The organism is Micromonospora sp. NPDC048986 (assembly GCF_040649335.1).
Lineage (GTDB): Bacteria > Actinomycetota > Actinomycetes > Mycobacteriales > Micromonosporaceae > Micromonospora > Micromonospora alfalfae.
In genome coordinates this window covers 39,007-63,651 of the sequence record NZ_JBEZFJ010000019.1, presented here as the reverse complement: position 1 = coordinate 63,651, position 24,645 = coordinate 39,007, and the positions used below count along the sequence as shown (strand labels likewise).

Genomic DNA, 24,645 nt, shown 5'->3' with positions numbered 1-24,645 from the left:
GACCCGCGGTCGCGGCCCGTCGACCTCGCCCACCCGGGCACGCCATCCCGCCGGAGGGACCCATGCGCACGATCCTGCGCCGACCCGACTTCCGCCTGCTCTTCGGCGGTCTGCTGGCCAGCATGGCCGCCGAGTCGATCCTGCTGCTCGCACTCGCCATCTGGGTCAAGGATCTGACCGGCTCGAACGGGTTGGCCGGTGCCACGATCTTCGCGGTCATCGCGCCGATGACGCTCGCGCCGCTGGTCGGCTGGGTCGTCGACCGCTACCCGCGCCGACCGTTCTTCGTGGCCGCGAACGTGCTGACCGCTGCCCTGCTCGCCCCGTTGTTCACCGTCCACGACGCGGGCGACGTGTGGGTCGTCTATCTGGTGGCCGCCCTGTACGGGCTCTCGTCCATCACGCTCGGCGCGGCGCTCAGTGGGCTCATCCGCGAGATGGTGCCGATCGAGCTGCTGGCCGACGCGAACGGCGTGCTCCAGACCGTACGTCAGGGGATCCGACTGGTCGGCCCGCTGGTGGGCGCGGCGCTCTACGCGGCGCTCGGCGGGTGGGCGCTGACCGGAATCGGCATGGTCGGATTTCTGACCGCGGCGGCGGTGGTCACCGCGCTGCCCACCCCGCAACAGCTGCCGCCCGCCGTACGGCTGCGGTGGCCGGCCGAACTGGGCGCCGGCCTGCGGCACCTGGCCGGTGAGCCGGCCCTGCGGCGGGCCCTGCTCGGCTACGGACTCGGGTCACTGGTGATGGGCTTCAGCGAGTCGCTCATCTTCGCCTACGTCGACCAGGGGCTGAACCGCGATGCCGCGTTCGTGGGGGTGCTCGTCACAGTGCAGGGCGTCGGTGGGTTGCTCGGTGGACTCTGCTCACCGACGCTGGTTCGCCGGCTCGGAGAGGTCGGCACGCTGGCCGCCGGTGTCGCCTTCTTCTCTCCGGCCGCGCTCGCGCTCGCTTTTCCCGATCTGTGGCTCGGGTTCGCGGCGGTGCTGCTGGCCGGGGTCTCCCTCCCGCTGACGATGGTGGGTCTGCACACGCTGATCCAGCGCCGCACGCCGCCTACGCTTGTCGGCCGGGTCGCCGCAGCCACCCAGGCGGTGGTCAGCGGGCCGCAGGCGGTCTCCATCGGGGCAGGTGCCCTGCTGGTCGGGTTCCTGGACTACCGGCTGCTGTTCGCGCTGGTCGGGGTGGCCACCCTGGCCGCCGGAGGCTACCTGTGGCGGGGCCGGCACCTGAGCGCGCCGACCGGGGCCCGCCCGCCGACGCCGCCCACCCGCCCGACGCTTCCGGCACCCCGCCGTCCGGCCGCGGACGCCGACCGACCAGTGCTTCCGGCACCCCGCCGTCCGGCCGAGGACGTCGACCGGCCAGTGCTTCCGGTGCCCACCGACCGTGGCCCGTTCCCGAACACGACGAGCGGCCGCCCCGGACGGGGCGGCCGCGCACCGAGAATGAACCGGCAGATCAGGCGTTGAGCGTCTCCAGGTGCTGCTTCACCTGGGTGATCGAGGGATTCGTCAGGGCACTGCCGTCGGCGAAGCGCAGCGTCGGCACCGTCTGGTTGCCACCGTTGACGCTCATCACGAACTCCGCGGCCTTCGGGTCCTGCTCGATGTCGACCACCTCGTACCCGATGCCCTCCCGGTCGAGCTGCGACTTCAGCCGGTGACAGTAGCCGCACCAGGGGGTGGAATACATCGTCAGCATCCTCGGATCCTCCAACTCCTCCGGCCGCGGCTTGCGGATCAAGCCGAGGCTGTTCGCTGCAACGCTGGGAGGAGCTGAGATGATTCCTGGTTGTGGTGGTTCACTCAGCGTCGGAACAGGTGCTCGCCGGGCTGGACCCGGAGCAACGCTCCGCCGTGACCGCACCTGCCGGCCCGGTCTGCATCCTGGCCGGCGCCGGCACCGGCAAGACCCGGGCGATCACGTCCCGAATCGCCCACCGGGCGCTCTCCGGGGAGATCTCCCCGCGGCACGTGCTCGCTGTCACCTTCACCGCCCGCGCCGCCGCCGAGATGCGACACCGTCTCACTCTGCTCGGTGCGCACGGTGTCCAGGCGCGGACATTTCACGCTGCCGCGCTGCGCCAGGTGCGGTACTTCGCGCCCCGGTTGCTGTCCGGCCGCGCCATGCCCGAACTGCTGGACAGCAAGGTACGACTGGTCACCCTCGCCGCGGCCCGGGTCGGCCTGCGTACCGACCGGGCCGCCGCCCGCGACCTGGCCGGCGAGATCGAGTGGGCGAAGTCGTCGCTGGTCGAGCCGACGGACTACGTGGTGGCCGCGGCGCGGGCGCTGCGCGACACACCGCACGAGCCGACAAAGGTCGCCGACGTGTTCACCGCGTACGAGCAGCTCAAGCGGTCGAACGGCGTGATCGACTTCGAGGACATGCTGCGGGCGGCGGTGTGGGGCATCGAGGAGCACCCGGACGTCGGCGAGCAGATCCGCGGCCAGTACCGGCACTTCGTGGTCGACGAGTACCAGGACGTCAACCCACTCCAGCAGCGGTTGCTGGACGCCTGGCTGGCCGGCCGCAACGACCTGACGGTGGTCGGCGACGCCAGCCAGACGATCTACTCGTTCACCGGGGCGACCTCGGCGTACCTCGTCGACTTTCCCCGCCGGCACCGCAACGCCACTGTGGTACGGCTGGTCCGTGACTACCGCTCCACCCCGCAGGTGGTCGGGCTGGCCAATGCGGTGATCTCCCAGGCCCGGGGCACCGAGGCGCGCCTGCGGCTGGAGTTGAGCGGGCAACGCCCACCCGGCCCCGAGCCGGACCTGCGGATCTTCACCGACGAGCCGGCCGAGGCGAACGCGGTGGCCGCGCGCTGCCGGTCGCTGATCGACGCGGGCACGCCGGCGAAGGAGATCGCCGTGCTGTTCCGCGTCAACGCGCAGTCCGAGGCGTACGAGAAGGCGCTCACCGAGGCCGCGGTGCCGTACGTGGTGCAGGGCGCGGAGCGTTTCTTCGAACGGACCGAGGTGCGCCAGGCGATGGTCGCGCTGCGTGCCGCGACCCGCTCGATCCCGGGCGAGACACCGCTGCCGGCCGCTGTCGTCGAGGCGCTCACCGCCGTCGGCTGGGCCCCGGACGCGCCCCCGGCCGGCGGCGCCGCCCGCGAGCGCTGGGAGGCGCTGTCCGCGCTGGTCCAGCTCGCCGAGGAGTACGCGGCCACCCCCGAGGTCGTGCCGATCGGCGAAGCCGCCTCGGTGGAGCGTCCGGTCACCCTCACCGACTTCACCGAGGAGTTGGCGCGCCGGGCCGCCCAGCAGCACGTGCCGACGGTGGACGGCGTGACGCTGGCGTCCCTGCACTCGGCCAAGGGGTTGGAGTGGGACGCGGTCTTCCTGGTCGGCCTCGCCGAGGGCACCCTGCCCACCACGTACGCCAAGACCGTCGAGCAGGTCGAGGAGGAGCGCCGGCTGCTCTACGTCGGGATCACCCGCGCCCGGGAGTGGCTCTGGCTGTCGTACGCCACCGCGCGCTCGCCGGGCGGACGGGCCCGGCGGCCGTCGCGGTTCCTGCCCCAACTGGATCGTTCCGGCGGCACCGAACGGGCGACCGGCGGCGCCGGTCCGGCCCGCAGTCCCGAACGACGGCGAACCCAGATCGTCTCCTGCCGGATCTGCGGCGCCACCCTGCTCGCCGGCCCGGACCGCAAGCTCGGCCGGTGCCCGACCTGCCCGTCCGACATAGACGATGAGCTGCACGAACGGCTGCGCGAGTGGCGGCAGCGGGTGGCCGGTGCGCAGAAGGTACCGGCGTACGTGGTCTTCACCGACGCGACGCTCGTCGCGTTGGCCGAGCGGCGACCGGGCCGGTCGGAGGAGTTGATCGCCATCGCCGGTATCGGCCCTCGCAAGCTGGGTCTCTACGGGGAGTCGGTGCTGGCCCTCGTGGCCGGCGCCGGGGTGGACGACGTCTGCCCGGAGAAAACTTTCGAAATCTCGTCGTAAATTCGTTTGCCCTCGCCCCGGCGCGAGGAATAGCCTCAGAACACACCACGCGAGCGGCGCCATTCCGGCTGCTCACGAGGTCGGTCCAGTCGATTCGAGGAACGTGAGGGAGGTGGCACCCGTGAAGATCTTCACCTATGAGCGTCTGGCGGCGATGCCGTCTGTCTGCGCTCCGATGTCGGCTGTCCGGGTGGCCCTCGTGGCCGCACGACCGTCGGTTCCACAGGTGCACCAGGTTCAGGCCGAGCTGACCCTGACCGTCGCGCCCGCTGGAGTCGAGGGGACCAGTGGCTTCACGGGCAATGGCATCCGGGTCGCCAAGAAGCGCACGGATGTCCGCGGCGTTCCACCTCGAGGTAAACCGGTCTGACCATCAGACTCCGGCTCACCTCGAGGCCGCGGAACCCGCTTACCGGGATCCGCGGCCTCAGTTTTTTGCCCGCCGTAAGTACGTCGGAATGCGATCCACGAGATCGAAGTGAGAGAGAGGTGACCGGGAGATGAGTCTGGCGTTGGCCCCCCTCGACATGAGCGTCGAGATGGAGGCGAACCTGCCCTGCCGGAAGTTCGACCCCGACCTGTGGTTCTCCGACTCGCCCACCGAGCTCGAGCTGGCCAAGTCACTCTGCGGGGACTGCCCGCTGCGTGTCGAGTGCCTGGCCGGAGCCGTTGAGCGAGCGGAGCCGTGGGGCGTCTGGGGCGGCGAGATCTTCGAGCGTGGCGCGGTTGTCCCGCGTAAGCGGCCCCGTGGCCGTCCGCGTAAGGAGGACGTCGCCCGTGACGCCGAGCTTCGGGTCGAGGCCGAGGCGCGCCTGGCGGCCAGTGGGCTGTCCGAGGTGCGTGGTGCGGTCCGGCTGGCAGCCTGACATGTTCCCGACCCGTTCCAACTACGCCGGTGTCACACCGGCAGTGAGTGAGAAAACGATGTTGAACGTTCCGAGTGGAGCCTTCGAGATGCAACTACTCCACGAAGCGTTGACCCGGGCTCGAATGCGCCGGCCTCAGGCCGGTCGTACCACCACGAGCACTGAGGCAACCCGATCCGCCCGTACCGTCGCCATGACCAGCCGCAATCAGGCGGCTCGCGACCTGGGCGTTCTCTAGTACCACCTCACACAGAAGGGCGGGTGCCGACCGGCACCCGCCCTTCCCCATGTGGTCAGCCGCCCGGGCCTTGGTGTGGTCAGGCGACCGGGGCGAAGCCGGGCAGCCAGCGCTCCAGGATGCTCCGGTACGGGGCCTTCGCCTCCAACTGGCAGAGCACCCCGATCGACCCGAGCGTCACCCGGTGGATCAGCAGGTACGACGGTGGCAGGTTGAGCTGCCTGCTCAGCTGGTACGTGGGGGAGCGAGGGCTGGCCAGTCGACCCGCCTCGGCCCGCAGCCAGGCCCGGGTGAACCGGAAACCGTCCGCCGCGATGGGCTCCAGCATGGGGCGGATGAAGTCGAGCACCCCTTCGGCGTCGATCTCCTCGGCCGAGCCGATGAACCCCTCCGACCGCAGCCCCGCCACCACCTCGTCGGCATCGCCGCGCAGGGCCGTCGCGGCGATACGACCGATCGGCTCCGGGGTGCCCTCCGGCATCCGGGCCACCGCACCGAAGTCGATCACCCCGAGCCGACCGTCGGGCAGCAACCGGAAGTTTCCCGGGTGCGGATCGGCGTGCAGCAGCCCGGCCCGCTGCGGTGCGGAGAGGTGCAGGGTGGCCATCAACCGACCCGCCTCGTCCCGATCCTCCTCGGTGCCCTCGCGGATGATGTCGGCCAGCGGGGTGCCAGTCACCCATTCGGTGACCAGCACCCGGGGCGAGGCATTGACCACCTCCGGGATGTAGATCTCCGGGTCGTCGGCGTACGCGGCGGCGAAGGTGCGCTGCGACTCGGCCTCCAACTCGTAGTCCAACTCCTCGGTGATCCGTTCGCGCAGCTCGGCCAGGAGCGGCTTGACGTCCAGGCCGGGCTGGATGGCCCGGAACATTCCGCCCAGTCGGGAGAGCTGCTTGAGGTCGGCGAGCAGGGCGTCGCCGGCCCCCGGGTACTGGATCTTGACCGCCACGTCGCGGCCGTTCGGTTCGCCCGACTCGTCGAAGCCCGGCTCGCGCCAGCGCGCCCGGTGCACCTGACCGATGCTCGCGGCTGCGGCCGGAACGTCGTTGAACTCGACGAACAGGTCCCGCCAGTCGGGGCCGAGCTGCTCGGCCAGCACCTTGTGCACGCTGGCGACCGGCAGCGGTGGCGCCGCCTCCTGCAACTTCGTCAGCGCCTGCCGGTAGGGCGCGGCGATCTCCTCCGGCAACGCGGCCTCGAAGACCGACAGCGCCTGGCCGAACTTCATCGCCCCGCCCTTGAGCTGGCCCAGCACGCTGAACAGCTGCTCGGCGGTGCGCTGCTGAATCTCCGCGGAGATCACGTCGGAGGCCAGCCCGGTGACGCGCTTTCCCATCCCGAGAACGGTCCGGCCGGCGAAGCCGAGCGGCAGGGCGGCGAGCTTGGCGGTGCGGGACACGGCGCGGCGCGGGATGTCGGTCACCCGGTCATTGTTACCGACCGGAGGGCCCCGCTGCTGCTCTGCGGCCGGGCTGGTGCGGACACTCGGCCTCGCGAGCACCCACACGCCGGGTGCGGCGGCCAACCCCGACGACGGAAACAGCCGGCACCGGTGATCTCCATGGCACTACCCAGCGTTTCCGGCTGGCCGCCGTCCAGCTGCGTCAGCGCCTCGGCCAGGGCGTACCCGCAGGCGACGAGCAGCGTGCCTGTCGTTGCGGCGGCCATCGGGTCGGCGGCGGCGAGTTGCGCGGCGAGCCGGGGCCAGTCCGGGTCGCGGTCGGCCCGGTGCAGCTCGACGCAGTGCAGGCAGGGCCCGGCGGGTGGGCGGACCAACGGCCCGATCACCGGTACGCCCTCGCGCAGCGTGACCAGCAGGTGTGGCTGCCGGCGCTGGGCGAGAGCGGCGGCGAGCAGCGCCGGAGGCCGGTCCGTACCGAGCTGGATCACCAGGTCGATCCGGCCGGCGCGGCTTGGACGGGTGCCGGTGCCCGGTGCGACGCGGCTGACAGCAGCCCGCACCGCCGGAGCCAGCGGCCGACCCAGTTCGGCGGCGGGGATGCCGGTGCCGATCAGGTCGACGGGGCGCACCGGGCCGGTGAGCTGGGGATTCACCTGCCCCACACCGGACTGGGCCAACGCCACCGTCAGCGGCCCGCCGAGCGCCCCGGCGCCGGTGAGCAGGACGCGGGCCGCCCGCCGCCTCCGCAGGACCTGCGCGGGGGTGCCGGGCAGCCGGGCGGCGGCCAGGGCCAGCGCGCCGGCCTCCGCCGCGAGCCGGGCGCGGACCGGGCCGGTCAGGTCGCGGGGGAGCAGGCTGTGCGCGGACACCAACAGGCCGGCGGCCCGCAGGGTGTCGAGCAGGGTACGCGCGTCGTCGGCGCTGACCTGGGCGGACGCCGCCTCGATCAGCACGGTCCGCTCGCTGCGGGTGCCGTCGAGCAGGTCGAGCAGGTGGGCGGCGCGGGGGTTGGCCAACTCCAGTAGGGCGGCCGGCCCAGGGCCGACGCCGAGTTGGAGGGTGTGCCGGTCCCGCCAGAGCCGGTTGAGGCCGGGCAGCAGGGTGGGGCGGGGTAGCACGGTGCGGCTCATGGTCACGAATGGTGACCGCATCTTCGCGTTCAGTCGATCGTTGTCCACAGGCGGTCAGGCCGCTGTCCAGCGCTATCCACAGGATTTGACAGGTTTTCCACAGCCCCTCGCGCCCGTTGTCGGTCACCCGACAGGGCTACCGCAGCGGTGGCACGCGCTCCCGATCCGGCAACGGGGGTGGGGTGGCCACCCGGCCACCCCACCCCGTTCACCCGTTCGGGTCAGACCTTGGCCTTGCCCAGGATGCGGTTCACTGTTGTACCGCATACCGGACACTTGCCCTTGGCCATGTTCATTCCGGTCTTCGAGACCTCGACGTGCCCCTCGAAGTCCCGCTTCTCCTTGCACTTCACGCAGTAACCGTTGTAGGTCGTCTGGGCCTGGTCGGCCACGGTGCCCTCCTCGTCTCGTCCGCCGGTCAATGCCGTCCCGGCGGGGTGCCCGGCGGCGGGCCACACGGGGCGCCGGCGCTGGGTCTCACTCCGCGGCCACCTTCGTGACCGCTGGTCCGCGGACCCTACCCAGGTCTGGGCAGTTCCATGTCAGCTGTGCATCGACACTGTGAGCAAGTCGACGTCGAGAGTGTGCATGGCGAAATAGGTCGGATAAGTCAGTTTGGCGGGGACACGCCGACCAAACCCTGACAGCCACCCGTGCGAGTGCCCCTGCGGCGGCATTCGGGGCGGTGATCACCTACGGTGGATACGGGCCGCGCACCGGCGCCATCGGCGTTCACCAAGGGTGACGAGATGGCGCGATGGCGCTACGGTCAAGAAATTTTCGGGACGCCTGGCGACCAATCACCATTTTCTGGGCGCGTGTCGTGCGGTTGACTCTTGCGGACCCCTGGTCAGTGGGCATTAGCTTTCCTTCGTGACACGTAGTCGAGGCTGCGCGGGCCAGTGATGGCGGGGACGCGCAAGCCGGTCGTCGAGGTGCGGCGCAGTCAGCGTCGACGACGCACGGTGTCCGCGTACCGTGACGGTGAGCGAGTGGTCGTCCTCATCCCCGACCAGTTCTCCCGTGCCGAGGAGAGCGAGTGGGTCGACCGGATGCTCGCCCGGCTCGCCGCCCGGGAGGGGCGCCTCGCCCGGTCCGACGCCGAGCTGCTGGAACGCGCCAATCGGCTCATCGACCTCTACCTCGCCGGATATGCCACGAAGGCGGTGCCGGCCAGCGTCCGATGGGTCACCAACCAGAACGGCCGGTGGGGCTCCTGCACGCCGGCGGACCGCAGCATCCGAATCTCGCACCGCGTCCAGGAGATGCCCGAATGGGTGATCGACTACGTGTTGCTGCACGAGTTGGCGCACCTCATCGTGCCCAGCCACAACGCCCGGTTCTGGGCGCTGGTCGGTCGCTACCCCAAGTCCGAACGCGCCCGTGGCTACCTCGAAGGTGTCGCCGCCGCCTCCTCCTGCGCACCGCTCCCCACCTGACCCACACCCCCCCGAGGCGCTGGCGCAGCCCGTCGAACCTTTCGGACCCGCGCCACGCTCGTCAGGCGTGGCGCTCTTCGGGCCTGGCGCTCTTCGGGCGTCGCGTTCTTGGGGCGTCGCGTTCTTGGGGCGTCGCGTTCTTGGGGCGTCGGGCTCTTCGGGCATCGCGCGTCGAACCCCTGGGCGCCGTGCCGAGCGCCGACCGCTGTCTGACGCGCGATCGGCCTAGATCGACTCGCCTTCCTGAAAACCGCGCTGTCCAGGCTGCCGGGACACCGCGACTTCCAGGAAGCCGAGTCGATCATGACGCCGAGCCGCACGGGGCCGCTCCGAGGCAGGGTCGAATTGTCCGGGTCGGATGGTTTGCGTCGGGTTGGTTGGCCTCGGGTGGGCGGGCTGGCGGCTTGGTCGGCCTTGGGTGGGCTGGCGGCTTGGTTCGGTCTTGGGGTGGGGTGGGTCGGCGGGTTGGTTGGCCTCAGCTACGTGGGTCGGGCCGGGTGGGATGGCCGGGTTTGATGGAGCGCTAGGGTCGGGGGATGGCGCGACGGGTGGTGGTGGCGATGCTCGGGCCGGTGCACTGGTCGCCGCCCGGCGTCGACCTGGCGCAATGGCGAGCGGCGCTCGCGGAGGACGTCATCGACCTGTTCGCCACGCTCAACGAGGTGGAGGTCGCGGTCGCGGTGACCCCGGCCGACCGGGCCCTGGCCGATGCGTTGGTGTGGCCAGGCACGGCGGTGTACGAGGTGGCCGAGCCGACGCCGAATGCCGTGTTCGCCGCGCTTGAGGGTTACGACCAGGCGGCAGTGCTGGTCGGGGACGTGCCCGACCTGCCCGCGCTGACCGTCGGCAAGCTGCTCCGCCCACTCAGCAGCAGGCCGGTCGCTGTGGCTCCGGTCGAGGGCGGCGGCAGGGGTCTGCTCGGGGTCGCGGTCCGACTGCCCGCGCCGCAGTGGCTGCCGACGCTGGAGCTGGACACGGCGACGCCGGCCGAGGCGCGCGCCAACGCCCCGCGCCCGGGTGACGTGGCGGTCACCACCGGCTGGCGACGACTGCGCGGCCCGGCTGACCTGGCCACGCTGGACCCGGCCTTCGAGGGTTGGGAAGCGACCCGCGCCCTGCTCTCCGGGTCGGGCCGACCCACCTGAACCGTCGGGCGATACCGCCGAACGCTGAACCGTCGGCAACGCTGAACCGTCGGCATCGCCCGAACGCTGAGCTGTCGGCAACGCTGAACCGTCGGCACTGCCGAACGCGCCGCGGGTGGCCGCTGTGGATCTACGGGCACCCGCGGCGCGGGCAGTCGATGGGGGTCAGGACTTGGCGTCGCCCTCGCCGTCGGTCTCGTCGGACGGACCGGGCTGACCCGTCTGACCCGACGGACCGGACTGACCCGACGGACCGGGCTGATCGGACTGGCCGGGGGCCTTCTCCTCCACCCCGCCGGGGGCGGTGAAGTCGAAGCTGTCCAGCTCGCTGAGGTCCATGTCGTTCATCGCGAAGGCGACCGGGTCGGCGAAGTCGTCGTCAGACGGGAGCAGGTCAGGGTGCCCCCAGACGGCGTCGCGGCCCTCGATGCCACGGTGCTGGGTGAGCGCGGCCCAGAGCGCCGCGGCCTCGCGCAGTCGGCGGGGACGCAGTTCCAGACCGACCAGCGCGGCGAAGGTCTGCTCGGCGGGACCGCCGGCGGCCCGGCGACGGCGGAACGCCTCGCCCAGCCGGACGACGTTGGGCAGCCGGTCGCTGGCGGCGCTGTCCACGACGTGGCACACCCAGCCCTCGACCAGGGCGAGTGCGGTCTCCAGGCGGGCCAGCGAGGCCTTCTGCGCCGGGGTGTCCTCCGGGGTGAAGATGCCCTCCAGGGCGATCGCCTGCATCGACTCGGGGTCGGTCGGGTCGACCCGGCCCATCGCCTCCTCGATCGCCTCCCGGTTGACCCGGATGCCCGAGGCGTACATCTCGACGGCGCTGAGCACATGCCCACGCAGCCACGGGACGTGCTGGAACAGCCGCTGGTGAGCGGCCTCGCGCAGCGCCACGTAGAGGCGGACCTCGTCCTCGGGCAGCTCCAGGCCCTCGCCGTACGCCCGGATGTTGGCCGGGATCAGCGCGGCCGTGCCGGCCGGGCCGAGCGGCAGCCCGATGTCGCCGGCGGAGAGCACCTCGGCGGCGAGCGAACCGAGGGCCTGGCCCAGCTGACCGCCGAAGAGCGCGCCACCGAGGGAGGCCACCATCGACTGCATCGGGCCGAGCTGGGCGCGGGCCTCCGGTGGCACCAGGTCGCCCATCGCACCGACCATCCGGCTGGCGACGGGGTCGCAGAGCTTGCGCCACACGTCAAGCGTCTTGAAGATCCACTCGTTGCGGTTCCACGCAACGGGGTTCTGGATGCCGGAGGGCCACGCCGAGGCGGGCTCCAGCCACAGGTCGGCGAGGCGCAGCGCTTCCTCGACCGCGTTGCGCTCGTACATCGACACTGCCGGGTCACCGGCGGCCGCGAGTTGGCTGGCTGCTACCTGCCGGGCCAGGTCCCAGTTGACCGGCCCGCTGCCCGGCGCGGAGAGCAGGTGCTGCAACTGCGACATGAACTGCTGCATCTGCGCGGGATCGTTGGGGTCTGGTGGCTGCCCACCCGGGAGCGCGAAACCGAACGGAATATCAGGCACGACATCTACGGTACGCGGACCGCGCCCCAGGTAGCCGCCGCTGGCGTTGCGCTGAGGGCGAAGTCGCGCGGCGCATCCGGCGGGTGACCCGCAGCTGGTCGGTACGCTCTGCGGCATGAGACGTCGTGGCCTGACGGTCCTGCTCGGTGCCCTGTTCACCGCCCTGCTGAGCATCGGGGTGCTCCGGGTGCCGATTCCGTACGTGGTGCTGGGCCCAGGGCCGACTGTGAACACCCTCGGTACGAGCGACGGTAAGGAGGTCATCCAGGTCTCCGGTCGGGAGACCTCGACCTCGGCCGGCCAGTTGCGGCTGACCACGGTGGGGGTGCAACCCACTGTGCGGTTGCGGGGGGCGATCGCGGGCTGGTTCTCCGACGACGAGGCGGTGGTGCCGCGTGAGCTGGTCTACCCGCCGGGGGAGTCGACGGAGCAGGTCGAGCAGCGCAACGCCGAGGACTTCAAGGCGTCGCAGACCAGCGCGGAGACCGCCGCGCTGCGGGAGTTGGGCTTTCCGGTGCAGGTGGTGATCAAGACGGTGGCCGGGGACGGTCCGGCGGCCGGTGCGCTGAAGGCCGGCGACCTGATCACCTCGGTCGACGGCCAGCCGGTGCCGGTGGCGGCGAAGGTCACCGAGCTGGTCCGGGCCAAGCCGGCGGGCACCGCGTTGAGCATCGGCTACACCCGTGACGGTGTGCCGGCCACCGCGACGGTGACCAGCCAGGAGCAAGACGGCCGACCGCGGATCGGTGTCGAGATCGATCAGCAGCAGCCGCACCCGTTCACCCTCGGCATCGACCTGGGCGACATCGGTGGGCCGAGCGCCGGTCTGATGTTCGCCCTGGGGATCGTGGACAAGTTGACCCCGGCCGACCTCACCGGCGGTCAGGTCATCGCCGGCACCGGCACCATCGACGACGAGGGCGCCGTCGGCCCGATCGGCGGGATCGCCCAGAAGCTGGTGGGCGCCAAGCGCGCCGGGGCGAAGGTCTTCCTGGTGCCGGCGGACAACTGCGCGGAGGCGGTGCGCAATCCGCAGCCCGATCTGCCGCTGTTGCGGGTGGGCTCGTTGGACGAGGCGATGACCGCTCTGGAGACGTTGCGTACCGGTGGTCAGCCGACGCGTTGCTGACCGGTGTGACCGTGCCCCGACACGCTCAGGAACACCCCGTACTCTGGGTGCCTGGTCGGAGCCGATCATATCGAGCGTGCGGAGCCAACAGTGGTCATGCGTAGCAGCAGCCCCCTCCCGAGGATGAGCCGGCGCGGGCGCGTCACCATCGCGGTCCTGGTCGGGGTGTTCGTGCTCTTCACCCTGCTCGGCTGGGGCGTCCAGGCGTGGACCGACTGGCTCTGGTTCGACGAGGTCCGCTACACCGAGGTCTTCACCGGCGTCCTGCTCACCCGGCTGGTGCTCTTCCTCGCCATCGGCCTCGGCATGGCGGTGATCGTCGGTGGCAACCTCTGGCTGGCCTACCGGTTGCGCCCGCGACTGCGTCCGCACTCGGTGGAGCAGGCGACCCTGGAGCGCTACCGGATGGTGCTCAGCCCGCGGCTCGGCACCTGGATCTCGCTGACCGCAGCGGTGGTCGGGCTCTTCGCCGGTCTCTCCGCGCAGAACCGGTGGAACCAGTGGCTGCTCTTCCGCAACGGCGGTGACTTCGGCATCAAGGACCCGGAGTTCGGGGTCGACATCGGCTTCTACGTCTTCCAACTACCGTTCTGGCGTTACCTGCTCGGGGTCGCCTTCACCGCTGTGGTGCTGGCCGTGATCGGCGCGCTGGCGGTGCACTACCTCTTCGGCGGGGTCCGCCTGCAGGGCGTCGGCGACCGGATGAGCAACGCGGCCCGCGCGCACCTGAGCACCCTGGTCGCGGTCTTCGTGCTGTTGAAGGCGATCGCGTACGTGTTGGACCGGCGGGCCATGCTGCTGGAGTACAACGAGGGCGCCAAGTTGTACGGCGCCGGTTACGCCGACGTCAACGCGTTGCTGCCGGCGAAGGAGATCCTCGCCTACATCTCGATCGTGGTGGCCATCGCGATCCTCGTGTTCTCCAACGCCTGGATGCGGAACCTGGTCTGGCCGGGGATCTCGCTGGCGCTGCTCGGCGTGTCAGCGGTGGCCATCGGCGGCATCTACCCCTGGGCGGTGCAGACCTTCGAGGTCAAGCCGAGCGCCAAGGACAAGGAAGCGCCGTACATCCAGCGCAGCATCGACGCGACGCGCGCGGCGTTCGGGTTGGGGGCCACCGAGACGACCCCGTACGCGGCGAACAACCTCACCCCGCCGGGGAACCTGGCCACCGACACCGCTGTGGTGTCGAACGTGCGGCTGCTCGACCCGCAACTGGTCAGCGAGACGTACACCCAGCTCCAGCAGGTGCGTGGCTTCTACGACTTCGGTCCGAAGCTGGACATCGACCGGTACGGGGTGAACGGCAAGGTCTCCGACTACGTGGTCGGCGTCCGGGAGATCAACTACGGCGAGCTGACCGACCAGCAGAACACCTGGATCAACCGGCACACCGTCTACACCCACGGGTACGGGCTGGTGGCCGCCCCGGCCAACCAGGTGGTCTGCGGCGGGCAGCCGTTCTTCGTCTCCGGGTTCCTCGGCGAGAAGACCCAGGAGGCGTGCTCCTCGCAGACCGAGCAGATTCCGGCCAAGCAGCCGCGCATCTACTACGGCGAGCGGATGGCGGCCGACGACTACGCCATCGTCGGGCAGTCCGACCCGAACAAGAAGGCCGAGTTCGACAGGCCGGTCGGTGAGGGCGGCGGCGAGTCCTACACCTACACCGGTGAGGGCGGTGTGGAGATCGGCTCCTTCACCCGGCGACTGCTGTACGCCATCAAGGAGCAGGAGTCGAACTTCCTGCTCTCCGAGGCGGTCAACAAGGACTCCAAGCTGCTCTACGTGCGCAACCCGCGCGACCGGGTGGAGAAGGTCGCGCCGTTCCTCACGCTGGACGGCGACCCGTACCCGGCGGTGGTCGACGGTCGGGTGCAGTGGATCGTGGACGGCTACACCACGGCGGCCTCCTACCCGTACGCGGAGAAGGTCAACCTGCAGACCGAGACCACCGACGAGTTGACCAACCGGGGCACCTTCCAACTGGCCCGGGAAGACGTCAACTACATGCGCAACTCGGTGAAGGCCACTGTCGACGCGTACGACGGCACTGTGAAGCTCTACGAGTACGACGACACCGACCCGGTGCTCAAGGCGTGGAACAAGGCGTTCGGCGGTGACCTGGTGCTGCCGAAGGCGGAGATCCCGGTCGAGTTGAGCGAGCACCTGCGCTACCCGGCGGACATGTTCAAGGTGCAGCGCAACCTGCTGACCAAGTTCCACGTGACGAACCCTGGTGACTTCTACTCCGCACAGGACTTCTGGCAGGTGCCCAACGTGCCGGACGCCCCGGACAGCGGTCAGAAGCAGCCTCCGTACTACCTGTTCACCCAGTTCCCGGGCCAGGAGAGCCCCCGGTTCCAGCTCACCTCGGCGGTCACCCCGAACGGCCGGCAGAACCTCGCGGCGCTGATCTCCGGGTCGTACGTCGACGGAAAGCCTCGGCTGGAGGTGCTGGAGTTGCCGGATCAGACCCGGATCTCCGGCCCGGTGCAGGTGCACCAGCAGATGACGAACAACGCGAACATCCGTCAGCAGCTCAACCTGCTCTCCAGCAACCAGGCGCAGGTGCAGTACGGCAACCTGCTCTCGTTGCCGTTCGCCGACGGGATGCTCTACGTCGAGCCGGTCTACGTGAAGAGCAACCAGCAGGACGCGTACCCGCTGTTGCAGAAAGTGCTGCTCTCGTACGGTGACGGCGGCTCCTTCGTGGCTCTCGCCGACAACATCAACGATGGCATCAAGCAGTTGGTCGAGCAGGGGAAGAAGGCCGGGCAGGGCACGTCGCCGCCGCCGACGACCGGGGGCAACCCGACGACGCCCACGCCCACGCCGACGCCTTCGGGCTCGGCGACGCCGACGCCCACCCCGAGCGCCGGCACCCCGCCGCCGACAGGTGACCTGGCTGCCGCCGCGGACCGGGTGCAGACGGCGATCACCGAGGTCCGGGCCGCGCAGACGTCGGGCGACTTCGAGCGGTACGGGCGTGCGCTGAAGGCCCTCGACGAGGCGCTCACCGCGTTCCAGCAGGCGCAGCAGGCTGCCGGTGCGCCGGGTGCCAGCCCGAGTGCTGGCGGCTGACCCGGCACCGCACGCAGTTCCTCCCCGAGCCCTCGTCGCGCGGACCACATCAGGTCCGAGCGACGGGGGCTCGGCCGTTGTCCTGATCTGTGGGTATCTGTCACGTCACCGACAGCACCGCCCAGGCCCGCAACCTGCGGCGCCGGTCCGCCGTCCTCATTGCAACGGGGTGGGGACGAGGGGGAACAGTCGTGCGGGACGCGCAGAGCTTCGATGACTTCTACCGCAGCACCGCCCGGCGGACGCTGCGGTACGGCTATGCGGTCGCCGGCGACCACAGCGAGGCGCAGGACCTGGTGCAGGAGGCGTACACCCGGGCCTGGCGGCAGTGGGGGCGACTGTCGTCGCATCCGGCGCCGGAGGCGTGGCTGCGGCTCGTGGTGGCCCGGCTGGCGACCGACCGCTGGCGACGCCTGCACCGTTGGCGGGTGGTGCTGAGCCGCACCGGACCGCCGGCGGTCGCACCCCCGCCCAGCGAGGACGGGGTGCTCCTGGCCGGAGCGCTCCGGCAGTTGCCCGCCACGCACCGGCAGGCACTGGCCCTGCACTACCTCTTCGACATGTCCGTCGAGGAGATCGCCCGGGAGACCGACGTCCCGGTCGGCACCGTGAAGTCCTGGCTGTCCCGAGGCCGGTCCCGGCTGGCCGCGCTGCTGCCCGACCTCAGCGCAGTGGAGTTGGAGGCGAACGATGTCAGTTGAACTCTCTGACCTGTACCGGTCGCTCAGCACCGTCGCGGACGGGCACGAGCTGACCCATCCCGAGTCGCTTCGGCGGTTCGCCGACCGGCGGGCCCGGGCCCGGGTAGCCGGCTCGACGCTCGCGGTGGCGCTGCTCGTGGGCGGGGTTGCCGTCGGTGGCCGACTGGCGTACCCGGCGGACGGCTCCGCACCGCTGCCGCCGCCCGCCGACACCCCGGGCCCTCCGCCGACCGGGGCGACCGCGACCTCCCGGCCGTCACTCACGCCGACCCCGGCGTCGACACAGTCGTCCCCGCCGCCGTCGCGGACCACCCCGAGCGGGACGCCGTCGCAGCCGGCCACCGGACCGGCGGCACCTCGGCCGCCCACCTCGATCCCGGACCGCGCCTTCTTCCTGCTGGCGGCCCCGAATCGGACCGGACTGGAATCCTCGGGGGAGGGTCCGGCACTGCCGACGCTGTGCGGCGCGCGCCTGCCCAGCGACTCGGCAATGGTCCACCGCCGTGGTCGCTACCTGGCCTACAAGTTTTCCCAGACGCCGACGGGGCACGTGCCGGACGGCAGCTACCGGCACACCATCACCATCTACCGGGCGGGCCGTGCCGACGACGCGTTGCGGGAGTTGCGGCAGGCAGTGCGCGGCTGCCCCGACCAGAAGCTGCCCGACGACAACAGGACGTGGCGACAGCGGCTGCTGGCCCCCGGGGTGTACGGGGACGGGTCGGTGCTGTTCGAGATGCGGGCCCCGATGCCGGACGGGATGGGCGAGCCGGGTACGGAGGAGGTTCGGCTGGTCCGGGCGGTCCGGGTCGGCGACGTGGTGACTGTGCTCTGGGAGCAGGGTTGGGAGCACACGGCGGCCGTTCGGTCCCAGGTCGATGCCGACAGTCGACGGGCGGTTGCGGCGATCGAGAACTGGCTCGGCTGACAACGCCCAGGTCAGAGCTGTCCGTGTCGGCGGTATCGGAGTCGCTTTGCGGTGTCCCGGGTCGGTGCGCTACGGTTAGCGAACCGACGCGGGGTGGAGCAGCTCGGTAGCTCGCTGGGCTCATAACCCAGAGGTCGCAGGTTCAAATCCTGTCCCCGCTACGAGAGAAACACCAGTTCGAAGCCCGTCTCCGGTGCACCGGAGGCGGGCTTTCGACATTCCGGGACGCCGGCCACAGCGGATGCCGACCCCACTGATCATCGCCCGGAACGGGTGAGCTAGTCTTAACCAGTCGACGCGGGGTGGAGCAGCTCGGTAGCTCGCTGGGCTCATAACCCAGAGGTCGCAGGTTCAAATCCTGTCCCCGCTACCACTGAAAGTGATATGAGTCCGGCCCCCACACTGTGGGGGCCGGACTTGTTTGGTGCCGCTGTCGTGATGAGGGGCCCGCGGGGGCCGGCACCTCGTCGGCGCCGACCCCCGGCGGGTTCTACCGCAGGCCGAAGGCCCGGGTGACGGTCTGGGTGACGCCGCCGCCGTTGCGCTGCCCGGCGGTGACCCGGATCGACACGAAGTCGGCAGCGCGTGGTGCGTTCAGCGCCGCGTGCCAGGTTCCCTTCTTTTCCCGCAGGTCCTGCCGCTGCCAGGTCGCCCCGTCGTCGTAGGAGATCTCCAACTGGAGTGACGACACGGCGTCGCGGGCAGCGGTGCTGCCCACCACCACCGGCGTGATCGAGAAGTCGGTCCGGCGCTTCGTCCGACCCGCGACGTCCACGTCCGTGCCGTAGTCCAGTTGGACCAGCGGGATGGCCTGCACCTCGGTGCTGCCGCCGGAGACGAAGCTCCACTCGGTGTGCGTGGCGGTCGAGTACGGGCTGAACTCGGGCTTGCCCGTGGTCTCGACGACCAGTCGGTACGGCAGCTTCGCCGGTGACAGGTCACCCGCGCCGACCTCCGGCCAGCCGTTGAACTGGGTCAGCTGCTTGTCGCCCTGATAGAACGTGGCGATCTGCGACATGCTGGCCCCGCCGCTGTGGGCGGCGCCCGCGTCGCCGAACCCCTGGATGTAGGCGCTCATGGCGGTCTCACCACGGAACGGGATCTCGGTGCTGAGCAGCCGCGGCCGGGTGATGGGTCCGAACCAGCGGTCCTTCTGGACGCTGCCCGGCCGGTAAGCGATGGCCTCCGTGTTGGACCGCGCCCAGTCGGCGACGTCGGCGTACTGCATCCATTTGATGCCGCCGCCCGCGGAGACCCAGTCGGTGCGTGGCCCCGGCGCGACCGGCTCGAACGGGAACGGTCGTGCCGCCCCGTACTCGTACGGCGGGAAGTCCATCCGGGTCTCGCTGGACTGCTTCCCCGGGGGCGGGGAGAAGGTGAGATCGATCCGGGCGAGGTTGCGCGGGTCGGTCTTGGCGGACGGGTCCTTCGGCACCCCGCCACTGTGGTAGTCCACCAGGTCGTACAGGTACTTCGCCCTGGGGTGGGCGACGACGGCCAGTCGTAGCGGCGTGCGGCCGGCAGCGCTGATCTTCTGGATCAACGCCTCGCCCTCGTCCATGGTCACCGAGGCCACCGGGACCGGTCCGATCGTCACGGCGTCGGGGTTGCCGTACCAGTCGCTCTTGCGGCCGGCGCGGTCGTTGACCACGACGAGCATCGCCGCACCGGCGGTGTGCGCCGCCGCTGCCTGATCCGTGGGGGGCACCGATTCGTTGCTGCGGACGACCACGGCCCTGCCGCGGGCGGAGACGCCGGCGTAGTCGGCGTCTCCGCCGGCTCCCGCGAAGACGGCGTCCAGGCGCGAGGTGCCGTCGGGCAGCGGCGGGGAACCGGGCTGCGCGAGCGGGACGCTGAGGTGCCGACCGTGGTAGCTGATCGCCAGCGGCGTCTGCTCGGCGCGGATCCGGGTGGTGAAGACGAAGCTGCCCTTGCGCACCTTGTCACTGGTCGGCAGGGCCCACAGGCTGTCGTAGGCGGCGCCCGGCCAGAACGTCTCGCGCAGTGCGCCCCAGTCGGTGGGTGTCGGCTCGCTTGAGGTGAAGGAGCGGTAGACGTCGATTCTGCTGTTGACGACGGCGGTCGGCTGGGGTGTCGCCACCTTCACCTGGCGGGCCCGCGCGGCGTCGAGTTCCACGAGCCGGTTGGCGGTCAGGTCGACCTCGGGTGCCGTCAGCATCGCGAGTCCGAGAGAGTGGGGCCCGTGCAGACCCTCCACGTCCGCCGCAGTGACGACTGTGTAGGAGCCGGGCGCCAGGCGGGCGGTGAGCTTTCCGTCCGGCACCCACATGAAGGCGGAGCCGGTCTCGGCGTTGACGACCTCGACCTCGCCGCTCATTAGCCGGCCGGTGCGGTCCTTCAGGTGGATGGTGAGGTCGTACTTCTTGGACTCGACGGCGACCCCGACGGCCGTGTGCACCTCGCCGGCGGCGAAGCGGGCCGTGACCTGGGCGGAGTACCTGCCGGCGGGAAGGCCGGCCGGGGCCACCACGACGTCGACAGTCGCGCTGGCCCGAGCGGGCACCGTGACACGGTCGGCGGTTGCCGTGAACGTCTGCGCGGGGGCGGTGCCGTGGTCGACGGAGACCTCCACCGCGATCGGGCTGTCAGTGGTGTTCGTGTAGGTGATCGTCCGCTTGATCGGCTGTGGTGCGGTGCCCCAGCCGACGAGCCCGGCGTCCACCGACCCGGACGCGATGACCTGGTCCTGGTGGTAGGCGGCGGCGACGTTCAACCGACCGCTACCGGCCTGGTAGGCGTCGTAGTCGGGCGTACGGGCGCTGGTGCTCATCAGCGCGTCCTTGACCTGTCGCGCGCTCCAGGTCGGGTGCTTCTGCACCAGCAGGGCGGCCGCCCCGGCGACGTGCGGCGCTGCCATCGAGGTGCCACTGTCGACGTAGTAGTAGCCCTCACCCCAGGAGATGTGCTGCGAGCGTGCCGCCAGCACGTCCACCCCGGGAGCGGTCATGTCGGGCTTGAGGGCCTCGTCGTTCATCCGGGGCCCGACGCTGGAGAAGCCCGCCAGGTGGTCGGAGGTGTCCACCGCGCCGATTGTCAGGGCGGCGTCAGCGGTACCCGGCGCACCGAGCGTGTACGGGTCTGGTCCGCTGTTGCCGGCGGCCACGACGAAGAGGGCACCCGTCTCGGCGGTCAACTGGTTGACGGCCTGGCTCAGCGGGTCGTCCTGGGTGTGCCACGCGCTCACGCCGAGGCTCATGTTGATCACTTTGGCGTGCTCGGCCCGTGCCGCCCACTCCATGCCCGCGATGATCCCCGAGATGGACCCGCTGCCGTACTCGTCGAGGACCTTGCCGATCACCAGGTCGGCGTCGGGGGCCACGCCTCGTTCCCTGCCGCCGGAGGCGGCGCCCGTCCCGGCGACGGTGGACGCGGTGTGGGTGCCGTGCCCGTTGCGGTCGATCACGTCCTGACCGGGGATGAAGCTCCGGGAGGCCACCACCTGATCGGCGAGATCCGGGTGGGTGGTGTCCACCCCGCTGTCCAGGACGGCGACCCGGACACCGCTGCCGGTGCCACCTGCGGCCCACGCGGCGGGCGCGCCGACCTGGGCGGTGGTGTCGGCCAGGGTGGCCTTCGCCTTGCCGTCGAGCCACACCTTGTCGACGCCGGCGGCGAAGGAGGGTGCCGGGGTGGCAGCGCTGCGGCCGGTCGTCGACTGTCCACTGGTGAGGGCCGACCAGAAGTCCGCGGCCTGCGATCGGCGGGTGCGGATCGCCTCACCATTGACGGAGGGAAGCTCCAACGTGCTCTGCGCGCCCGGCAGCGTGGCGCCGGCCCTGAGCTTCGCCGCACCCGTCGTGCGGGTGACGATCAGGGGGAGTTCGCCGGTACGAGCGTCGTCGTAGCCCTGGGCGATGAGCTGGGTGACGTCGAACAGTTGCTTGTCGAGTCGACCGGTGGCGAGGTACGGCAACGCCTCGTCCGGGTACACGTAGGTGTCCCGACCCTCAGTGGAGACGCGTACGGAGCCGGTGGCGCCCGGGGCGCGCTTGATGTCCACCGAGGGGGTTGCGTCGTGGACGCCCGGGGTCACCGTCACCCGGTCACCGGTGATCAGCGTGACAGTGACGGGTGCGCGGTCCGCGTTGCCGCTCGGGGCGGGTCCCGTGGGCGGTGGTGGGGGCGGTGGGGCGCCGTGCGCCGCCGTGGGGGTGAGGAGGGCGGCGACGATTGTGACGCCTACCGCTGCCGCCGCAGATCTTCGGGTGCGAGAGATCCGCGCACTGTCTACAGAGTTGAGCATGAGGCGAATCCGATCACCTCGAGAGATTCATGTAAAGATCATCATCTTTGCCGGGACGTTGCGAGCGCGTTGCGCGTCGGCCGGAGAGCTTCCGGACCATCCGGTCCCGTGATTCGGCGTGGACCGACGTGCCGAGGTTGCGCCCTTCGGCGAGGATGGGCACATGTCTTCATTCGGTAAGTGGTGGGGCCGCCTGAGCGCGGTCTTCGGTGCGGTCGTACTGGCGGTCTTCGTGCCCGTCGCGGCCTGGGCGTCCACGGGCACCGGCGAACTCGTGGTGGAGGCCGCCCGGCGGCGAGGCCGCAGTGGCTTTGGGGTGCTCCCGCTGCTCTGCTGCCTGGTGGTGGTCGCGATCGTCGTGTTCCTGGTGCTGCGGCTGATGCGCAACCGGCGAGGTGGCCCGCCGCGCTGACCGGGCCCGAGGCGCCGGCGGGTCACCAGCGGCCGGCTCCAGGCTGGCCGCCGGTGCTCCCGGCCGCCAGGGCCGCGATGGCCTGGGACAGGAAGCGCGCGGTGGCCTCGCGGGTGCCATCGCGCTTGACGCGGATGCGCTCGGCGGCGGCGACCAGCAGGGTGCGCACCTTGGCGTGCCCCTGGGGCGGCGGCGCCGGCGCCGGTCCGAGCAGGTCGGCGATGCTGGCGCCGAACTCGGCGGCACGTCGCTGGGCCGGGTCGGTGATGCTGCCTTCGGCGTAGCGGCGGACCGCGGCGCTGGCGTTCAACCCACGTTCGTGGCCGAGAACGGCGCCAACCTCACCATTGGTGGTCAGAAAGTTGATCACGTCGGCGACCGCGTCCGGGTGGCGGGTGCCCCGGAACGCCGCCCAGTACATCGACGCTCGCGCCCACTGAGCCCCCGTCGGGCCGGGGAAGCCGACGATGCCCAACTCCGACTCGGTGAGTCGTTGCAGCTCCGGCAGTTGGTGCGACCAGGCGAAGGACGCCGCCGTCACCCCGTTCACGACGAGTTGCCGGGCCGGCTCGCCGCTGTCGGCCTGCTCGACCAGGGCCGCGCTCGGCGTGGCTCGGCCCCGGCGGGCCCGCTGCCACAACTCGAACCAGGCGATCAGCTCGTCGGCGCCGAAGCCGAGCTGGTTGCCCCGGTAGAACTCGCCGCCCTGCGACCGCAACCAGAGCCAGAGCGCCCGGTAGTCGCCCGACCCGTCCATGGTGCCGGCCACCCGGCGGTCGCTGGCCTCGGTGACCTGCGTGGCCCAGGAGATGTAGTCGGCCCAGGTCATCCCGGTGCGGGGCTCCGGCATCTCCAGCTCCCGCAGCAGGTCCCGGTTGAACACCACCACGGCGTGGGTCTGCCCGGCGGCCACCGCCATCGTCCGCCCCTCCACGGTGCCGTAGCGGATCAGACCCTCCGGCAGGCCCCGAATATCCAGGTGGTGGTCGGTGAGATCGAGGATGACCTGACGTTGGGTGTACTCGGTCAGCATGGCGTCGTCGATCTGGATCAGGTCCGGTACGTTCCCGCCGCCCGCCTGGGTGGCCAGCCGGTCGTAGTAACCTTCGGCGCCCTGCCAGGTGACCCGGAAGGTGACCCGGGGGTTGCGATCCGAGTAGAGCCGCAGCGCCTTCTCGGTGAGCTCGGCCCGCTTGGCGCCACCCCACCAGAAGACCGACAGCTCGACGGGCCCGGTTTGGGTCGAGGTGGCGGCGCCGTCGCTGCACCCCGCCAACCCGCCGGACGCGAGCAGAGGCGCGCCGAGTAGCGCGCCGAGCAGTCGGCGTCGGCCCGGGTCCGCGCCGAGGCGGTCGATCGGGGGTCGAACAAGGGGCACGGCGCTCTCCTGGACCTACGGCGGTGGCGGTCGGACCATTCACGCAGGCAGCGCACGAAGGTGTCAACGTCCGTCCGGTCACCCTCGGCCGGGTGGTCGAATCAGGCCCCTCCAATCTCGCGTGGTGTACTAGGGCGCGTGGAACTTCTGCACTCGGGCAAGGTCCGGGACGTCTACGCCGACGGCGACGACCTGATCCTGGTGGCCTCGGATCGCATCTCGATCTACGACGTGGCGCTGCCGACGCCGATCCCGGACAAGGGTCGCCTGCTCACCGCGCTCTCGCTCTGGTGGTTCGAGCAGCTCGCCGACCTGGTGCCGAACCACGTCATCTCGGCCACCGACGTGCCCGCCGAGTTCGCCGGGCGGGCAATCCGCTGCCAGCGGCTGGACATGGTCCCGGTCGAGTGCGTCGCCCGCGGTTACCTGACCGGCGGCGGCCTGCGGGAGTACGAGCAGACCGGTGCGGTCTCCGGCGTGCCGCTGCCCCGCGGGCTCGGTGAGGCGTCGATCCTGCCCGAGCCGATCTTCACGCCGTCGAGCAAGGCGCCGGCCGGCGAGCACGACGAGCCCATCACCTACGACGACGTGGTGGCCAAGGTGGGCCAGGCCACCGCCGAGCGGTTGCGGCAGATCACCCTCGACGTCTACCGGCGCGGCGCCGAACTGGCCGCCGACCGGGGCATCCTGATCGCCGACACCAAGATCGAGCTGGGTTGGGCGCCGAACGGCACCCTGGTCCTCGCCGACGAGCTGCTCACCTCCGACTCGTCACGGTTCTGGCCCGCCGAGTCGTACCAGCCGGGGCGGGTGCAGTTCTCCTACGACAAGCAGTACGTGCGGGACTGGGCCACCGGCAGCGGATGGAACAAGCAGGAGCCGGCGCCGGACGTGCCCGTCGAGGTCGTCGAGGCGACCCGGGCCCGCTACGTCGACGTCTACGAGAAGCTCACCGGCAACCGCTGGAGCTGAGCGGGGCGCCAGCGATCCACCGGGTCAGCACCGCGCAGGTGGGTGCCTGGCCGGGACGGGTGGGCGTCCGGCGCCGG

18 protein-coding genes, 2 tRNA genes and 1 pseudogene are annotated in these 24,645 nt (G+C 71.0%); 14 read left to right on the top strand and 7 right to left on the bottom strand.

What is annotated here, in order from left to right:
* Window positions 1-62 precede the first annotated feature (62 nt).
* Window positions 63-1,256 (top strand): annotated as a pseudogene (locus AB0B94_RS30015) (MFS transporter); the annotation flags it as partial.
* Window positions 1,257-1,461: 205 nt separating this feature from the next.
* Here the strand turns inward: AB0B94_RS30015 and AB0B94_RS30010 are convergent.
* On the bottom strand, window positions 1,462-1,704 hold the full coding sequence (locus AB0B94_RS30010) for a mycoredoxin (RefSeq protein WP_030337579.1): 243 nt from the start codon (window positions 1,702-1,704) through the stop codon (window positions 1,462-1,464).
* A 92-nt stretch (window positions 1,705-1,796) separates the two neighbouring features.
* Between AB0B94_RS30010 and AB0B94_RS30005 the strand changes: the two genes are divergently transcribed.
* From AB0B94_RS30005 to AB0B94_RS29995, 3 genes are all read left to right on the top strand, one after another.
* A complete protein-coding gene (locus AB0B94_RS30005) occupies window positions 1,797-3,962 on the top strand; it encodes an ATP-dependent DNA helicase UvrD2 (RefSeq protein WP_357288106.1) in 2,166 nt (721 codons plus the stop codon).
* Window positions 3,963-4,083: 121 nt separating this feature from the next.
* The gene (locus tag AB0B94_RS30000; RefSeq protein WP_357288103.1) at window positions 4,084-4,332 is read left to right on the top strand and encodes a hypothetical protein; all 249 of its coding nucleotides are present in this window, start codon (window positions 4,084-4,086) and stop codon (window positions 4,330-4,332) included.
* A 130-nt stretch (window positions 4,333-4,462) separates the two neighbouring features.
* The gene (locus AB0B94_RS29995) at window positions 4,463-4,828 is read left to right on the top strand and encodes a WhiB family transcriptional regulator (protein ID WP_030490434.1); all 366 of its coding nucleotides are present in this window, start codon (window positions 4,463-4,465) and stop codon (window positions 4,826-4,828) included.
* A 317-nt stretch (window positions 4,829-5,145) separates the two neighbouring features.
* Here AB0B94_RS29995 and AB0B94_RS29990 read toward each other — a convergent pair whose 3' ends face one another.
* The 3 genes from AB0B94_RS29990 to AB0B94_RS29980 all read right to left on the bottom strand — a co-directional run bounded on the left by AB0B94_RS29990 (window position 5,146) and on the right by AB0B94_RS29980 (window position 7,993).
* Window positions 5,146-6,492, bottom strand: a complete 1,347-nt coding sequence (locus AB0B94_RS29990; RefSeq protein ID WP_357288099.1) for an AarF/ABC1/UbiB kinase family protein — start codon at window positions 6,490-6,492, stop codon at window positions 5,146-5,148.
* A complete protein-coding gene (locus AB0B94_RS29985; RefSeq protein WP_357288096.1) occupies window positions 6,489-7,601 on the bottom strand; it encodes a hypothetical protein in 1,113 nt (370 codons plus the stop codon). The genes AB0B94_RS29990 and AB0B94_RS29985 overlap by 4 nt, the downstream gene beginning before the upstream one ends.
* A 221-nt stretch (window positions 7,602-7,822) precedes the next feature.
* Complete coding sequence (locus tag AB0B94_RS29980; protein WP_167457767.1) at window positions 7,823-7,993, bottom strand: DUF5679 domain-containing protein; 171 nt, start codon at window positions 7,991-7,993, stop codon at window positions 7,823-7,825.
* Between the two features lie 513 nt (window positions 7,994-8,506).
* On the opposite strand from AB0B94_RS29980, the gene AB0B94_RS29975 reads away from it, so the two are divergent.
* Both AB0B94_RS29975 and AB0B94_RS29970 read left to right on the top strand, forming a co-directional pair.
* Window positions 8,507-9,040, top strand: a complete 534-nt coding sequence (locus AB0B94_RS29975; RefSeq protein WP_238668215.1) for a M48 family metallopeptidase — start codon at window positions 8,507-8,509, stop codon at window positions 9,038-9,040.
* Window positions 9,041-9,576: 536 nt separating this feature from the next.
* Window positions 9,577-10,185, top strand: coding sequence for a hypothetical protein (locus tag AB0B94_RS29970; protein WP_357288091.1), 609 nt, complete (start codon window positions 9,577-9,579; stop codon window positions 10,183-10,185).
* A 165-nt stretch (window positions 10,186-10,350) separates the two neighbouring features.
* Here the strand turns inward: AB0B94_RS29970 and AB0B94_RS29965 are convergent, their stop codons facing one another.
* Window positions 10,351-11,703 (bottom strand): zinc-dependent metalloprotease, encoded by a 1,353-nt coding sequence (locus tag AB0B94_RS29965; RefSeq protein ID WP_357288088.1) that lies wholly within the window; start codon window positions 11,701-11,703, stop codon window positions 10,351-10,353.
* A 115-nt stretch (window positions 11,704-11,818) separates the two neighbouring features.
* Between AB0B94_RS29965 and AB0B94_RS29960 the strand changes: the two genes are divergently transcribed.
* The 6 genes from AB0B94_RS29960 to AB0B94_RS29935 all read left to right on the top strand — a co-directional run bounded on the left by AB0B94_RS29960 (window position 11,819) and on the right by AB0B94_RS29935 (window position 17,915).
* Complete coding sequence (locus AB0B94_RS29960; RefSeq protein WP_357288084.1) at window positions 11,819-12,832, top strand: PDZ domain-containing protein; 1,014 nt, start codon at window positions 11,819-11,821, stop codon at window positions 12,830-12,832.
* A gap of 96 nt (window positions 12,833-12,928) precedes the next feature.
* Entirely contained in the window at window positions 12,929-15,913 is a 2,985-nt protein-coding gene (locus tag AB0B94_RS29955) for a UPF0182 family protein (protein ID WP_357288274.1), read from the top strand.
* A 191-nt stretch (window positions 15,914-16,104) separates the two neighbouring features.
* A complete protein-coding gene (locus AB0B94_RS29950; protein ID WP_357288081.1) occupies window positions 16,105-16,614 on the top strand; it encodes a SigE family RNA polymerase sigma factor in 510 nt (169 codons plus the stop codon).
* Window positions 16,604-17,542 (top strand): hypothetical protein, encoded by a 939-nt coding sequence (locus AB0B94_RS29945; RefSeq protein ID WP_357288077.1) that lies wholly within the window; start codon window positions 16,604-16,606, stop codon window positions 17,540-17,542. Before AB0B94_RS29950 ends, AB0B94_RS29945 begins: the two co-directional genes overlap by 11 nt.
* Before the next feature lie 87 nt (window positions 17,543-17,629).
* Window positions 17,630-17,703: transfer RNA gene (locus AB0B94_RS29940), tRNA-Met, on the top strand.
* A gap of 135 nt (window positions 17,704-17,838) precedes the next feature.
* A tRNA-Met gene (locus AB0B94_RS29935) sits at window positions 17,839-17,915 on the top strand.
* A 117-nt stretch (window positions 17,916-18,032) separates the two neighbouring features.
* On the opposite strand, the gene AB0B94_RS29930 is transcribed toward AB0B94_RS29935, so the two are convergent.
* On the bottom strand, window positions 18,033-21,806 hold the full coding sequence (locus AB0B94_RS29930; RefSeq protein ID WP_357288074.1) for a S8 family serine peptidase: 3,774 nt from the start codon (window positions 21,804-21,806) through the stop codon (window positions 18,033-18,035).
* Between the two features lie 163 nt (window positions 21,807-21,969).
* Between AB0B94_RS29930 and AB0B94_RS29925 the strand changes: the two genes are divergently transcribed.
* Window positions 21,970-22,218 (top strand): hypothetical protein, encoded by a 249-nt coding sequence (locus AB0B94_RS29925; protein ID WP_030336617.1) that lies wholly within the window; start codon window positions 21,970-21,972, stop codon window positions 22,216-22,218.
* Between the two features lie 22 nt (window positions 22,219-22,240).
* On the opposite strand, the gene AB0B94_RS29920 is transcribed toward AB0B94_RS29925, so the two are convergent.
* Window positions 22,241-23,596: an extracellular solute-binding protein gene (locus tag AB0B94_RS29920; protein WP_357288071.1), complete on the bottom strand. Its 1,356-nt coding sequence runs from the start codon at window positions 23,594-23,596 to the stop codon at window positions 22,241-22,243.
* A 138-nt stretch (window positions 23,597-23,734) separates the two neighbouring features.
* On the opposite strand from AB0B94_RS29920, the gene AB0B94_RS29915 reads away from it, so the two are divergent.
* Window positions 23,735-24,568, top strand: coding sequence for a phosphoribosylaminoimidazolesuccinocarboxamide synthase (locus AB0B94_RS29915; RefSeq protein ID WP_357288068.1), 834 nt, complete (start codon window positions 23,735-23,737; stop codon window positions 24,566-24,568).
* Window positions 24,569-24,645 lie beyond the last annotated feature (77 nt).